The organism is Planococcus chinensis, from assembly GCF_042681545.1.
Classification (GTDB): Bacteria; Bacillota; Bacilli; order Bacillales_A; family Planococcaceae; genus Planococcus; species Planococcus chinensis.
The window spans coordinates 51,915-65,949 of record NZ_JBHUFW010000024.1; the positions used below are offsets into that span (position 1 = coordinate 51,915).

General features: G+C 49.3%; 14 protein-coding genes and 1 other annotated feature. All 14 genes read right to left on the reverse strand.

The features are described from left to right. Window positions 1-4: 4 nt before the first annotated feature. The gene (gene rlmB / locus ACFSDB_RS17940) at window positions 5-757 is read right to left on the reverse strand and encodes a 23S rRNA (guanosine(2251)-2'-O)-methyltransferase RlmB (protein WP_204893688.1); all 753 of its coding nucleotides are present in this window, start codon (window positions 755-757) and stop codon (window positions 5-7) included. Next, window positions 754-1,173 (reverse strand): Mini-ribonuclease 3, encoded by a 420-nt coding sequence (locus ACFSDB_RS17945; RefSeq protein ID WP_204893687.1) that lies wholly within the window; start codon window positions 1,171-1,173, stop codon window positions 754-756. Before ACFSDB_RS17945 ends, rlmB begins: the two co-directional genes overlap by 4 nt. Before the next feature lie 4 nt (window positions 1,174-1,177). Beyond that, window positions 1,178-2,578, reverse strand: a complete 1,401-nt coding sequence (gene cysS / locus ACFSDB_RS17950) for a cysteine--tRNA ligase (protein WP_204893686.1) — start codon at window positions 2,576-2,578, stop codon at window positions 1,178-1,180. Then, window positions 2,575-3,237, reverse strand: a complete 663-nt coding sequence (gene cysE, locus ACFSDB_RS17955; RefSeq protein ID WP_204893685.1) for a serine O-acetyltransferase — start codon at window positions 3,235-3,237, stop codon at window positions 2,575-2,577. The genes cysS and cysE overlap by 4 nt, the downstream gene beginning before the upstream one ends. 60 nt (window positions 3,238-3,297) lie before the next feature. Next, window positions 3,298-3,516, reverse strand: a binding site (T-box leader). A gap of 41 nt (window positions 3,517-3,557) precedes the next feature. Next, window positions 3,558-5,021: a glutamate--tRNA ligase gene (gene gltX / locus ACFSDB_RS17960; protein ID WP_204893684.1), complete on the reverse strand. Its 1,464-nt coding sequence runs from the start codon at window positions 5,019-5,021 to the stop codon at window positions 3,558-3,560. A gap of 39 nt (window positions 5,022-5,060) precedes the next feature. Beyond that, window positions 5,061-5,561: a 2-C-methyl-D-erythritol 2,4-cyclodiphosphate synthase gene (gene ispF / locus ACFSDB_RS17965; protein ID WP_204893683.1), complete on the reverse strand. Its 501-nt coding sequence runs from the start codon at window positions 5,559-5,561 to the stop codon at window positions 5,061-5,063. Beyond that, window positions 5,561-6,253, reverse strand: coding sequence for a 2-C-methyl-D-erythritol 4-phosphate cytidylyltransferase (gene ispD / locus ACFSDB_RS17970; RefSeq protein WP_204893682.1), 693 nt, complete (start codon window positions 6,251-6,253; stop codon window positions 5,561-5,563). Before ispD ends, ispF begins: the two co-directional genes overlap by 1 nt. A gap of 13 nt (window positions 6,254-6,266) precedes the next feature. Then, window positions 6,267-7,367, reverse strand: a complete 1,101-nt coding sequence (locus ACFSDB_RS17975) for a PIN/TRAM domain-containing protein (protein WP_204893681.1) — start codon at window positions 7,365-7,367, stop codon at window positions 6,267-6,269. A 93-nt stretch (window positions 7,368-7,460) separates the two neighbouring features. Beyond that, window positions 7,461-8,840: a DNA repair protein RadA gene (radA, locus tag ACFSDB_RS17980; protein ID WP_204893680.1), complete on the reverse strand. Its 1,380-nt coding sequence runs from the start codon at window positions 8,838-8,840 to the stop codon at window positions 7,461-7,463. Between the two features lie 61 nt (window positions 8,841-8,901). Further along, entirely contained in the window at window positions 8,902-11,358 is a 2,457-nt protein-coding gene (locus ACFSDB_RS17985) for an ATP-dependent Clp protease ATP-binding subunit (RefSeq protein WP_204893679.1), read from the reverse strand. Continuing rightward, window positions 11,355-12,446 carry a protein arginine kinase gene (locus tag ACFSDB_RS17990; protein ID WP_204893678.1) on the reverse strand — a complete coding sequence of 364 codons (1,092 nt, stop codon included), beginning with the start codon at window positions 12,444-12,446 and terminating at the stop codon, window positions 11,355-11,357. Before ACFSDB_RS17990 ends, ACFSDB_RS17985 begins: the two co-directional genes overlap by 4 nt. Beyond that, window positions 12,436-12,969 (reverse strand): UvrB/UvrC motif-containing protein, encoded by a 534-nt coding sequence (locus tag ACFSDB_RS17995; RefSeq protein ID WP_204893677.1) that lies wholly within the window; start codon window positions 12,967-12,969, stop codon window positions 12,436-12,438. The genes ACFSDB_RS17990 and ACFSDB_RS17995 overlap by 11 nt, the downstream gene beginning before the upstream one ends. 11 nt (window positions 12,970-12,980) lie before the next feature. Beyond that, the gene (locus tag ACFSDB_RS18000) at window positions 12,981-13,451 is read right to left on the reverse strand and encodes a CtsR family transcriptional regulator (protein ID WP_204893676.1); all 471 of its coding nucleotides are present in this window, start codon (window positions 13,449-13,451) and stop codon (window positions 12,981-12,983) included. Between the two features lie 156 nt (window positions 13,452-13,607). Beyond that, window positions 13,608-13,856 (reverse strand): hypothetical protein, encoded by a 249-nt coding sequence (locus tag ACFSDB_RS18005; protein ID WP_204893675.1) that lies wholly within the window; start codon window positions 13,854-13,856, stop codon window positions 13,608-13,610. Window positions 13,857-14,035 lie beyond the last annotated feature (179 nt).

Here is a 14,035-nt window from a genome sequence, read left to right on the forward strand (position 1 = left end):
GGCATCAACCCAGCGGATTCCGCTTCCGGTAGACTTCGTACATGAGGAGGCTTGCCGCAACTGAAGCGTTCAGTGACGTAACGTGGCCAATCATCGGCAGTTGATACAGGAAATCGCATTTATCCCGCAAAATGCGGCTCATGCCTTTCCCTTCGCTGCCGATAATGACAGCCAGCGGCAGATTGGCATCCATCCGGCGGTAATCGACCGACTCTTTCGCATCGGTTCCAGCAATCCAGACGCTGCGCTTTTTCAGCTCGTCGACCGTCTGGGACAGATTGTTGACCCGCACGACCGGCACATGTTCAATCGCACCCGTCGAAGATTTCGCAACAACGGCCGTCAGCCCGACTGCCCGCCTTTTTGGAATAATCAAGCCGTGGACCCCGATAGCATCCGCCGTCCGCATGATCGACCCGAGATTATGCGGGTCTTCCAATTCATCAAGGATTAAAAAGAACGGATCTTCCGACCGGCTGGACGCCGCTTCGAACAGATCGTCAAGTTCTGCGTAGTTATAGGCTGCCACAGCCGCCGCAATCCCTTGGTGGTTGGAATCGGTCAAGCTGTCAATTTTCTTTTTTGGCACAAACTGCACCAGCACGCCTTTTTCTTTTGCCAATTGCAGCAGTTCGGTCAGCCCTTTTTTCTGCACGCCTTCAGCAATCCAGATTTTATTGACATCACGGTCGGCGCGCAGCGCTTCAAGCACCGGGTTTTTGCCGCCGATGATTTCGGGCGTTAGCTCTTCACTCATTTCACCACTCCTCTCAACTCTTCAATGATCTCGATGGCATAGCGGACGATTTCATCCACCCGCTCCTGCCGTTCTTTCAAATACAGCCAGCCCAGCACCGCTTCGAACGCGGTACTGAAATTATAAGTCTGGACGTCCGTATTCTTCGGCACCGAACCGGACTTGGCGTTGCGGCCGCGCCGCATGACCGCCAACTCCTCTTCCGATAGAAACTCCTCTTCGGTTAGCCGTTTCAAGACCACAGCCTGCGCTTTGGCGGAGACGAATGTGGTGGACAGGCGGTGAAGCGTATTCGGCTTGACCCGCCCGGAGCGCAAGAGGTGCTCCCGCACTGCCTGCTCGTATACCGCATCCCCCATATAAGCGAGCGCCAGCGCGTTCAGCTGGTCGACGTCCTGATTGCGTAAAACATTCATGTCCTTATCCTCTTTTCCAGCGTGTGCCTTGCGCTGTGTCTTCCAAAATGATGTTTTTCTCTTTGAACAAATCACGGATTTCATCCGCCCGGGCGAAGTCGCGATTTTTGCGGGCTTCGATGCGTTCTGCAAGGAGCGCTTCCACTTCTTCATCCAACAGTTCTTCCGTCTGGTTGAACGGCAGGCCAAGCACGCCGGCGAGCTCATCGAACATGTCAATGAAAGCCTGCAGCACTTCCGTGGACGTTTGTTTCTCCACTAAATAGGTGTTCGACAGCTTCGACAAATCGAAAAGTTTGGAAATGGCATTTGCCGTATTGAAATCGTCATCCATCGTTTTGACAAACTCGGCTTTGATCGCTTCCATTTTCGACAGCCAGATATCCGAATGGTCACCGAGGCCGGCGGATGCTTCCAGGCGGTGCTTCAGGTTGCCGTAGGCAGTCCGCAGCCGTTCAAGCGCAGCGATGGCATCTTCCACCAATTGCTGTGAATAGTTGATCGGATGGCGGTAATGGACAGACAGCATGAAGAAGCGCAGCACCTGCGGATCAAGTTCTTTTAGAATGTCATTGACCAGAACGAAATTGTTCAGCGACTTGGACATTTTTTCATTGTCGATGTTGATATAGCCGTTATGCATCCAATAGCGGGCAAACGGTTTGCCGGTCAACGCCTCCGACTGGGCGATTTCGTTTTCGTGGTGCGGGAATGTCAGGTCCTGCCCGCCGGCGTGGATGTCAATTGTGTCCCCTAAGTGCTCACGGGCCATGACCGAGCATTCGATATGCCAGCCGGGGCGGCCTTTGCCCCAAGGGCTGTCCCATGAAATCTCTCCTGGTTTCGCTGTTTTCCATAGCGCAAAGTCGAGGGCGTCTTCTTTTTTGTCGCCGGTTTCGATGCGCGCACCGATTTTCAGTTCGTCGACTGACTGATGGGACAGTTTGCCATAGCCGTCGAATTTGCGCGTACGGTAATAGACATCGCCCTGCGATTCATAGGCATACCCTTTTTGGATCAGCGCTTCGACAAACTCGATGATCTGCGGCATGTGGTCCATGACGCGCGGATGCACATCCGCTTCGCTGCAGCCGAGCGCTTTCGTGTCTTCGAAGTATGCCTGGATAAACCGCTCGGCGATCTCCGGCACTTCCACACCAAGCTCATTGGCCGCTTTGATCAATTTGTCGTCGACATCGGTGAAATTGGAGACATACGTTACGTCATAGCCGCGGTACTCCAAGTAGCGGCGGACCGTATCATAGACGATGACCGGGCGCGCATTGCCGATATGGATGTAGTTGTAGACGGTCGGGCCGCACACATACATTTTCACTTTTCCCTCTTCGAGCGGGATAAACTCCTCTTTTTGCCGGCTCAATGAATTAAAAATCTGGATCGTCATTGCAATCTCCCTGCTTTCTTCTGCTCATTTTTCAATCGTTCTATTTCCAGCTGCAATGCAGCAATTTTCGCTTCCATGCTGTCGCATTTGTCCATGACCGGATCCGGCATGTTCTGGTGGTTCAAATCCGGCTTCACTTTCACACCGTTTTGCATGACCACTTTTCCTGGAATTCCCACAACGGTAGAATTCGCTGGAACATTTTTCAGCACGACAGAGCCGGCGCCCACTTTCGAATTCTCGCCGATAACAATGGATCCGAGCACTTTCGCGCCTGTTGCGACCAATACGCCGTCTTCCAACGTCGGATGGCGCTTGCCGCGCTCCTTCCCTGTCCCGCCAAGCGTCACTCCTTGGTAGATGGTGACATCGTTGCCGATGATGCACGTTTCTCCGACCACGACGCCCATACCATGATCAATAAAGAACCGCCGGCCGATCACCGCACCCGGATGAATTTCGATGCCCGTGAAAAAGCGGCTGACTTGAGAAATGAACCGGGCGAGGAAAAACCATTTTTTCTTGAAGAAATAATGAGCGATGCGATGGGCCCATATGGCATGCAGGCCGGCATAAGTCAAAACCACTTCCCAATAGTTGCGGGCAGCAGGGTCCTGTTCAAAAATGACCTCGATATCTTCTTTCATTCGCTTCCACATACTCTCCTACTCCTTTCTTATCATTCTCGGCAAAATAAAAAACGCCCCTGTCAATTAAATGACAGAGACGCTTTTCTGCGCGGTTCCACTCTGATTAGAAAAGGCACGGGGCCCTTTCTCTCTCGAAGCCTTTAACGCAGGCGACACGTCTGGTCTACTCGATTCGACTCAGCACTCAGAGAGGCATTTCGATGCAGCAGCGGCCCGGATCCCTTTCAGCCGGTGAGGATCCTCTCTTCAGAGCTTGCTGCATGTACTTCTTCTCGTCAACGTTTTATTGATAGTAAATTTATTGTACCTCTTTTAAAGGAGAAGTCAATTTACGCGCTCGCAAATTGGGCAACGCGGGCAATCGTCTTGTCTTTCCCAAGAAGCGAAATCGCATCCGGCAACTCCGGCCCATGCATCTGGCCGGTGGTCACGACGCGGATCGGCATGAAGAGATTTTTCCCTTTATGGCCGGTCGCTTTTTGCACCGCTTTGATTGCCGCTTTAATATCGGCTGCTTCGAACGTTTCCAGGTTTTGGAGCTGTTCTTTGAACGAGGCCATCACTTCCGGCACCTGCTCACCTGCAAGAATCGCTTTTTCATCTTCTTTGAATGCGATCTCGTCCGTGAAGAACACTTCCGTCAGTTCCGTGATTTCTGCACCGAAGCTCAACTGGTCATGGTACAAGGCAATCAGCTTTTCTGCCCACTCCGCCTGCTCTGCCGTCAAGTCCTGCGGCAATTTGCCGTCTTTCTGCAAATGCGGAAGCGCGAGTTTCACCACTTCTTCAAGCGGCATCGCTTTGATGTACTGGTTGTTCATCCACGTCAATTTCTGCTTGTCGAACATCGATGGCGATTTTGACAAACGGCTGACGTCGAAAATGCGGATCAGCTCCTCTTTCGAGAAGATCTCCTCTTCGCCTTCCGGAGACCAGCCGAGAAGCGCGAAGAAATTGAACAACGCTTCCGGGATATAGCCCAGGTCTTTGTATTGGGAGATAAACTGAAGGATCGATTCATCGCGCTTCGATAATTTCTTGCGTTCTTCATTGATGATCAACGTCATATGGCCATAGACCGGATGCTCCCAGCCGAAGGCATCGAAAATCATCATCTGTTTCGGCGTATTCGACAAATGCTCTTCACCGCGGAAGACATGTGAAATTTTCATCAAGTGGTCATCGATGACTACTGCGAAATTATACGTCGGGATGCCGTTTGTCTTTACCAATACCCAGTCGCCAACATCTTTTGATTCGAAGGAAATCGGTCCGCGGACCAGGTCTTCAAACTCATACGTTACGTCAGCCGGCACTTTCATACGCAATGTATACGGCATGCCAGCTGCTTCTTTCTCAGCCACTTCTTCAGACGTCAAATTGCGGCAAGTCCCGCTGTATTGAGGCGCGGCAATACCGGAAGCTTTCTGGGTTTCCCGCTCCGCTTCCAGTTCTTCTGCTGTACAGAAGCATTTGTACGCAATGCCTTTTTCCAGCATTTGATCGGCATGCGTTTTATACGTGTCCAACCGCTCCATTTGGCGGTACGGGCCGTATTCCCCTCCGATGTCCACCGATTCGTCATACTCGATGCCAAGCCATTTCAGGTTGTCGAGCTGGGACAATTCACCAGTTTCAATGTTCCGTGCAATGTCGGTGTCCTCGATGCGGACGATGAACTTGCCGTTGTTGTGCCGTGCATACAGATAGTTGAAAAGCGCTGTGCGGGCTCCGCCGATATGCAAGTGGCCTGTCGGGCTCGGAGCGTAGCGTACGCGTACTTCTTGTGTCATTAGATTTCCTCCTCAATTGATAACAGTATTTCTATTCTATCACTCAGGAACGTCCAGCGAAAGCGGGCGTTGCACCAATAAAATCACAGCAAGCGCAGCAATGCCTTCTTCACGCCCTGTGAATCCCAGGTGCTCGGAAGTTGTCGCCTTGACATTGACCTGCGAGACATCGGCCTCAAGCAAGCCAGCAATCGACTCGCGCATTGCCTCGATATAAGGTGCCAGTTTTGGTTTTTGCGCAATGACTGTGCAATCGACATTGCCCAGTTCATAGCCCTGCTCTTTTACATATTCCCAAATATGCGACAGTAATTTTTTCGAATCCGCATCCTTGAATTCCGGATCGGTATCCGGGAAATGCTTGCCGATGTCCCCGCCGCAGATGGCACCGAGCGCCGCATCCGTAATGGTATGCAGCAGAACATCAGCATCCGAATGGCCCAGAAGCCCTCGGTCATGCGGAATTTCAATACCGCCCAAAATGAACGGCCGCCCTTCAGCTAATTGGTGTACATCATATCCTTGACCAATTCGTATCATCACAATTCCTCCTGTTTCCGGCTCTCCAAGATGGCTTTCCCATAAATCAGATCTTCCGGAGTAGTCATTTTCACATTTTCATACGTACTTTCAACAATATGTACGGGCAGTCCCATACGTTCCACCAGCATGGCTTCATCTGTGCCGAGGAACCCTTCTTTGTGCGCCGCCTGCGCCGCGTTCAGCAGCAGTTCATAGCGGAAGGCCTGCGGCGTCTGGATCATCCACAGCTGCGCCCTGTCGACGGTTTCCGTGATAATGCCTCCAGCTGCCTTTTTGATGGTGTCTTTCACCGGTACCGCAGCAATCGCCGCACCTGTCTTTTCCGCTTCGTTGACTAGTTCGGCAATCACACGCGACGCGATGAAAGGCCGGGCCGCATCGTGCACCAGCACAACGCCACAAGGCGGAACCGCTTCAAGACAAGCTCTTACACTGTCCTGCCGCTCCATTCCGCCTTGTGCATAGCCTTTTACTTTGGTGATCCCATAGTCGTTTACATAGCGTTCGATAATTGCCCGCTCGTCGGCTTTGACGGCAAGCCAAATCGCTTCACACTGCGGATCCTGTTCGAACACTTCCAGTGTATAAATGAAGATCGGCTTTCCGAACAGCTCCAACAGCAATTTATTCTTATCTGCTTTCATCCGCTTCCCGCTGCCAGCAGCAGGAAGTACTACTGTATAGTTCATCATGCGACATCCTTTATCCATTCATTGAAGCTTGGCGCCCTTCGCGCGGCTTCGCGAAAATCATGCGGCCCGCTGAAGTCTGCAGGACGCTTGTGACCGTCACGTCGATGGCTTGGCCGATATAGCCCTTGCCGTCTTCAATGACAATCATCGTTCCGTCATCCAAATACGCAACACCTTGGTTCTGTTCTTTGCCGTCCTTGATGACCACCACATGCATGTCTTCGCCCGGAATGACGACCGGTTTCACGGCATTTGCCAAATCATTGATGTTGAGCACCGGCACATTGTGCAGTTCGCAGACTTTATTCAAATTGAAGTCGTTCGTCACCACTTGCCCGCCCATTTTCTTGGCAGCGCGCATCAGCTTCATATCGACTTCCGCGACTTCGTCAAAGTTTTCTTCGGTGATCATGATGGCGCCTTCGCGCTCCGATTGGAGACGTTTCAATATATCCAACCCGCGGCGCCCGCGTGTCCGCTTCAGCGTATCCGAAGAATCGGCGATATGCTGGAGCTCCGACAGCACGAAATGCGGCACCACGAACGTGCCTTCCATGAATCCTGTCGCCGAGATATCTGCAATGCGTCCGTCGATGATCACGCTCGTATCCAATAATTTATAGGAAACTTTCTCCACCGGCTCTTCGATTTCAGGTTTCTTTTGGCTATTGCCCAGCCTTTGCGGCGTCAGCATGCCGACAATCTCTTCCCGTTTCTTGAAGCCGACCTGGAAGCCGAGATAACCGAGGACCACAGACAGGATGATCGGGGCCGCTGTAGCCACAAGAGGAATGTCGATGGTATTCAGCGCAAATCCGATCAGGAAAGCCACAACCAAACCGATGATCAGCCCGACGGTCCCAAACAGCAGATCCGGAGTCGGGGCATGAAGAAGTTTTTCTTCCATCCATCTCATGAACTTGACGATGGCATCCGCGAACAGCAGGGAAAGCAGGAAGAAAATAGCTGCGCCAACCAAGGCCGCAACAATGGCATTATTGGCCCAAGGATTGTCGAGAATAGGAATAAGTTCAAACACATAAGGCAAAAATATGATTCCGACGGTAGCACCAATAAGCAAAAATAAAATCTGGATAATTCTTTTTAACATAGACTCCACCTCCTTTTTAATAATTATACACTTTTTGTATTAGAAACGCTTTGATGACCTTTATATGTAAATAAAAAGGAGGCAGGCGCCCCCTTATTGTTGTGGAAAAATTTCTTTCAATGCTTGATTGACGCTTTCAACGCCGATGACACGGATGCCTTCCGGATAGTCCCAGCCACCCAAATTGGAAGCCGGCACAATGGCCCGCTTGAAGCCAAGCTTGGCCGCCTCCTGCACGCGCTGTTCAATCCGTGAAACCCGACGCACTTCGCCGGTCAGCCCGACTTCGCCGATGATGCAATCATAAACATTCGGCGCAATGTCGCGGTAGCTGGAAACGATGCTAGCCAGAACGGCCAAATCGATCGCCGGCTCGTCCAGCTTCACCCCGCCGGCCACTTTGATATAGGCATCTTGGGCCTGCAGCAGCATGCCGACCCGCTTCTCAAGCACCGCCATTAACAGCGATACCCGGTTCTGATCGATCCCAGTCGCCATCCGCTTCGGATAATTGAAGCTCGATTGCGTCACCAATGCCTGGATTTCCACCAGAATCGGCCGCGTCCCTTCCATAGAAGCAACAACCGTTGAGCCGGCTGCACCGCTTGAGCGTTCTTGAAGGAATAATTCGGAAGGATTCAGCACTTCCTTCAAGCCATCCTGGAGCATCTCGAAAATCGCAATTTCATTGGTTGAACCGAAACGGTTTTTGACACTCCGCAAAATCCGGTACGTATGGTGTCGCTCCCCTTCAAAATAAAGCACCGTATCCACCATATGCTCCAATATCCGCGGCCCGGCAATCTGCCCTTCCTTCGTCACATGCCCCACCAGGAAGATGGCAATATTCTTCGTTTTCGCAATACGCATCAATTCCGCAGTGCTTTCCCGCACCTGCGTCACACTTCCCGGTGCTGAAGTCACTTCCGGATGGTGGACCGTCTGGATCGAGTCGACAATGACAAAGTCCGGCGCCACTTCCTCGATGGTATTGTGGATCATTTCCAAATTGGTTTCCGCGTAGATGAACAATTCGGAGGAAGACGCATCCAGGCGTTCTGCCCGGAGCTTTGTCTGGCGGATCGATTCCTCTCCTGAAATATAAAGCACCCGGCTTCCGCTATTGGCAAGCATTGCTGAAACTTGAAGCAACAGCGTCGACTTTCCGATTCCCGGGTCCCCGCCGATCAAGATCAGCGACCCCGGCACGATCCCGCCGCCGAGCACCCGGTTCAGTTCGCCCAGTTTCGTCTCGACCCGCGGTTCTTCCTGCGTTGCGATGGCATTGATCGGAGTGGCTTTTTGGGAAACCGATGCAGAATGCTGGAAAGCGCCGCGCGTCCCTTTCGGCACCGCCACTTCCACTTCTTCCACCATTTGGTTCCATTCTCCGCATCCTGGACATTTCCCCATCCATTTCGCCGATTCATAACCGCACGATTGGCATATGAATTTCGATTTTTTCTTAGCCATAAGTGCCTCCCTTTTCATATAAAAAACGCCCGCCGAAAATCCGGCGAGCGGAATGAGATTTTTATTCCGTGATTTCCTGCTTTTTAGGTTCTTCTTGTACGCGAATGACGAATTCATCTTCTTCAACATCAAACACGATGTGCTGTCCGGCAATCGCCGTGCCTTTCAATAGCTCTTCAGACAAGCGGTCTTCCACATGCTTCTGAAGGGAGCGGCGTAGAGGACGAGCCCCATATTCCGGATCATACCCTTCTTTTGCGATCTTTTCAAGCGCTGCCTCTGTCAGTTCAAGATCAATGTGCTGCTCTTTCAAGCGGTCGATCAACTGCTGTGACATCAGATTAACAATCTTGCGCAGATCTTCGCGTTCAAGCGAGTGGAATACAATCATGTCATCGATACGGTTCAAGAATTCAGGACGGAATGCTTTTTTCAACTCAGCTAGCATTTTCGTCTTCATATCTTTGTAACCCGTTTTTCCATCTTGCAGATTGAATCCGACAAATTTATTGTATTTCAGCTCTTCTGCCCCTACGTTCGAAGTCATGATGATCACGGTATTGCGGAAATCGACTCTGCGCCCTTTGGAATCAGTCAAGCGTCCATCTTCAAGCACTTGCAAGAGGATGTTAAAGACATCTGGATGCGCTTTTTCAATTTCATCGAGCAATACGACCGAATAAGGTTTTCTGCGGACTTTTTCAGTCAGCTGGCCGCCTTCTTCATAGCCGACATAACCAGGAGGCGAACCGACAAGGCGTGAAGTCGAGTGTCTTTCCATGTACTCGGACATATCGATGCGGATCATCGCATCTTCATCGCCGAACATCGCTTCTGCAAGCGCCCGCGCCAATTCCGTCTTACCGACACCTGTAGGTCCTAGGAAGATGAAGGAACCGATTGGGCGTTTCGGATCTTTCAACCCGGCACGTGCACGGCGGATCGCTTTGGAAATCGACGTTACAGCTTCTTCCTGGCCGATTACCCGATTATGCAAGATTTCTTCCAAATTCAGCAATTTCTGAGACTCTGTCTGTGCCAATTTCGAAACCGGTACACCGGTCCACATAGATACCACTGCTGCGATATCTTCCACAGTCACTTCGGACTCTTCTTTGCCTTGTTTTTCTTTCCATTCTTTCTTCGTTTTATCCAATTGCTCTTTTAGCTTCTGTTCAGCGTCGCGCAATGCTGCAGCTTTTTCGAAAGCCTGGCTTTGGACAGCCGCGTTCTTTTCATTGCGTGCTGCTTCCAGTTTATCTTCCAGCTCTTTTAGATCAGGCGGAGTGGTATACGAGCGAAGCCGTACTTTAGAACCCGCTTCATCAATCAGGTCAATCGCTTTATCCGGCAAGAAGCGGTCTGAAATGTAACGGTCTGACATAACTGCAGCCGCTTCGATCGCTTCGTCCGTAATTTTCACACGGTGATGGGCTTCGTAACGGTCGCGAAGTCCTTTGATGATCAGAATGGATTCAGCAACTGTCGGCTCGTCCACCTGAATCGGCTGGAAGCGGCGTTCAAGCGCTGCATCTTTCTCGATGTACTTGCGGTATTCATCCAGAGTGGTAGCCCCGATGCACTGCAATTCCCCGCGCGCCAATGAAGGCTTCAGGATATTGGACGCATCAATTGCGCCTTCTGCACCGCCTGCGCCAATCAATGTATGAAGTTCATCGATGAACAGAATGACATTTCCGGCCTGGCGGATTTCATCCATCACTTTCTTCAAGCGATCTTCAAATTCTCCGCGATATTTCGTGCCGGCGACAACTGTCCCCATATCAAGCACCATTACACGTTTATCGCGAAGAGTTTCCGGCACTTCATTATTTACCACTTGCTGTGCCAAGCCTTCAGCGATAGCCGTTTTACCAACGCCCGGCTCACCGATCAAAACAGGGTTGTTCTTCGTTCTGCGGCTAAGCACTTCAATGACACGCGTAATTTCCTTGCTTCGGCCGATGACCGGATCCAAGCTGCCTTCACGGGCTACTTGTGTCAAATCACGCGCCAAACCATCCAAGGTCGGGGTATTGGCTGAAGCATTCGGGCTGCTGCCTGTGCTGGAAGCCTGCTCGTTGCTGCCCAATAATTGCAGAACTTGCTGGCGTGCCTTATTTAAGCTGACACCTGCATTTCCAAGAACACGGGCTGCCACGCCTTCACCTTCACGAATAAGTGCAAGAAGCAAATGCTCTGTACCGATATAGGAGTGGCCTAATTTGCGCGACTCGTCTACAGACAGTTCAATTACTTTTTTCGCTCTTGGTGTATAGTGAACGATCGGGCCTACATCTTTTTCACCGACGCCGACAAGCTCTTTGACGCCTTCTTCGATCAATTGCGTATTAACATCGATGGCTTCGAGTGCTTTTGCCGCAATCCCGCCGCCTTCACGGATCAAACCGAGTAAAATATGTTCCGTTCCAATAGATTCGTGCTTCATGCGGATAGCTTCTTCTTGTGCTAACTGAAGAACCTTTTGTGCCCGTTGTGTAAATCGATTTAACATCATACAAAATCCTCTCCTTTGTTAGTTACACTTGCTTTGGTCAATCGCTCGCGGAACAGCTTGGCGCGGGCAATATCCCGTTCCTTCGGCTGAAGCGGCTTTTCCGAATACTGCTGAAGAAACGCAGGCTGCATGAATATCATCAGCTCGTTCAAAATGGACATATCCATCTCTTTTATCATTTTCAAGTCAATTCCCAGCCGGACATCAGACAGACAGGTCGCCGCTTCTTCAGTCGTCAACAGGCGCGCATTCGTCAACACACCCAATGAGCGGTAAATGCGGTCTTCCAGCGCCAAAGGCGAATTGCTTAGAATCGCTTGTCTGGCTCGCCTTTCCTGTTCGATGATTTGATTGGTCATATTCTCCAGATCGTGCAATATCTCGTACTCTGATTTCCCTAAAGTCACCTGATTCGAAATTTGATAGACATTGCCAAGTGCTTCACTGCCTTCCCCGTAAATACCTCTTACCACCATTCCTAAACGTGATATCGCCGGAATAATCCGGGCAATTTGTTGAGACATGGTGAGAGCAGGCAAGTGAAGCATCACAGAAGCTCTCATTCCAGTACCTGTATTGGTCGGGCAACTGGTTAAATAACCGTATTTCTCATGGAAAGCAAATGACAGATGCTTCTCTAGCAACGTGTCCAATTGATTGGCCACCTGATAAGCTTCTTTTAAATGAAAACCAGATTTCAAGCTTTGTATTCTCAAATGGTCTTCTTCGTTGATCATAATGCTAAGTTCTTCATTCTCCGATAACACAACTGAACCCGAATGAGTTCCATTTGCCAAATAAGGGCTGATCAAATGCTTCTCCACCAGAACATCGCGTTGCAGCTCTGAAATGTCCGAAATAGCAATATGAGTAAAGGAATGAGAAAGCTCTTTCCCACGATCAATCAGGACGGCTGATATCGCTTTGTCCACTTTTAATGCTTCGTCTTCAGTATAAGCATAAGGAAATTTAAAATCACTCAAATTGCGTGCCAAACGGATCCTTGTGCTCAATGCAATATCAGCATTTTCACCGTTATTCTCCATCCAGCTGCTTGCTTTTGGTTGAAGGAATCGATCAATTTCCATCTGGCACACCTCCTTCAAGCTGAAGGTTCAACTCTTTAATTTCATCCCTTAACCGGGCTGCTTCTTCAAAGTTTTCTTCGGCTATGGAAATCTGTATTTGTTTCCTCAATTCTTCAATTTCTTTTTTTATTTTTAAAGTGCTGCCATACGAAGCTGGAATTTTTCCGGTATGAACCGAATTTCCATTATGGAACCTTTTAAAGATTCCATCCAATTGAGAGTCAAATGCTTCATAGCAGGATGCACACCCGAATTTCCCTAACTCCAAAAACTTCGAGAAAGTAAAACCGCATACGGGACATACTGCTACTTCTTTTCTCACAGGATTAATAGAATTTTGCGGGGTAGGGAACCAATGGGATAACAACTGATGAATGGCTAAAGGATCTTGTTCAAAAGCAACATTCAGGTTATGGTTCTCAGCTGCGCAGATATGGCATAAATGCCTTTCTGTCATGTTTCCCTGCACCATTTGTTTAACTATCACAGATGCGGGTCTTTTTCCGCATTGGTCGCAGATCATCTTATCACCTCTCAAGAATTCGACTGATGTTTTAACGTGAAGAGCATAGCTATAAGTATGCGAGCTCTTACTTCATCGCGTACCGGAAGCGGCAACATAAGCGTGGAACGGTCTATAGCGCTTAGGATGAGCTTTGCCTCCCGCTTCGAAACGATTTCTTCATCGAGCAACCGGAAAACGATATCTTCTGCCATGCTTTGAGGAGCCCCATGCTCAAGCCTATTAATAACTTCTGATAGGACATCCGATTTTTGATGCAATCTGATACGTTTAATCCGGATGTATCCACCGCCGCCTCTTTTGCTCTCTACTAGATAACCTCGGTCAACGGTGAATCTCGTATTGATGACGTAATTAATCTGAGAAGGGACACATTGAAACTTTTCAGCAATTTCATTTCGCTTAATTTCAATATATTCTCTCTCGCTTAATTCTATAACCTCTTTTAAATACCCTTCAATTACGTCTGAAATATTGCGCACCGCCATCACCTCTTTGGTACTTAATAAGCCAAAGGTTGACTTTGACTATATTTGACTTAATTATACACTATCCTTTTTTAAGATATCAAATACTATGATTTATAATGAATGACAAAAAAGAGTCCCGAGATTTCTGGCTCCCGAGACTCTTATAATTTATTCTTGATCCATTATTCTCTTTATAAAATCTTTCGTGTGGCTTGAAGCAGACTTAGTTTCTTCTTCTCTATATTTCGTTCTCCATTTGGTTCCCTCACGCCAAATTTCTACCACATCACCTTGGCTTACATTATGCGAAAAATCCGACACGGGAAATGTGAATTGATCAGAATGACTTTCCAAAGGCGTCAAAAGTGCTGTACGTTTATCAATGGTTTCAACTTTATATAAGCCTGGTTTCATCATTATCACCTCTCTTTAAGTTTTCCCATTAGGTGCATAATTTAACCATAGAAATTAATTTAATATATTTTCCCATTATATTTGCTCAAAGAAAAACACAAAAAAGCCGCTACCTTTTCAGGTAACGGCTTTCGATGTGCCCAGCGGCGTCCTACTCTCACAGGGGGAAACCCCCAACTACC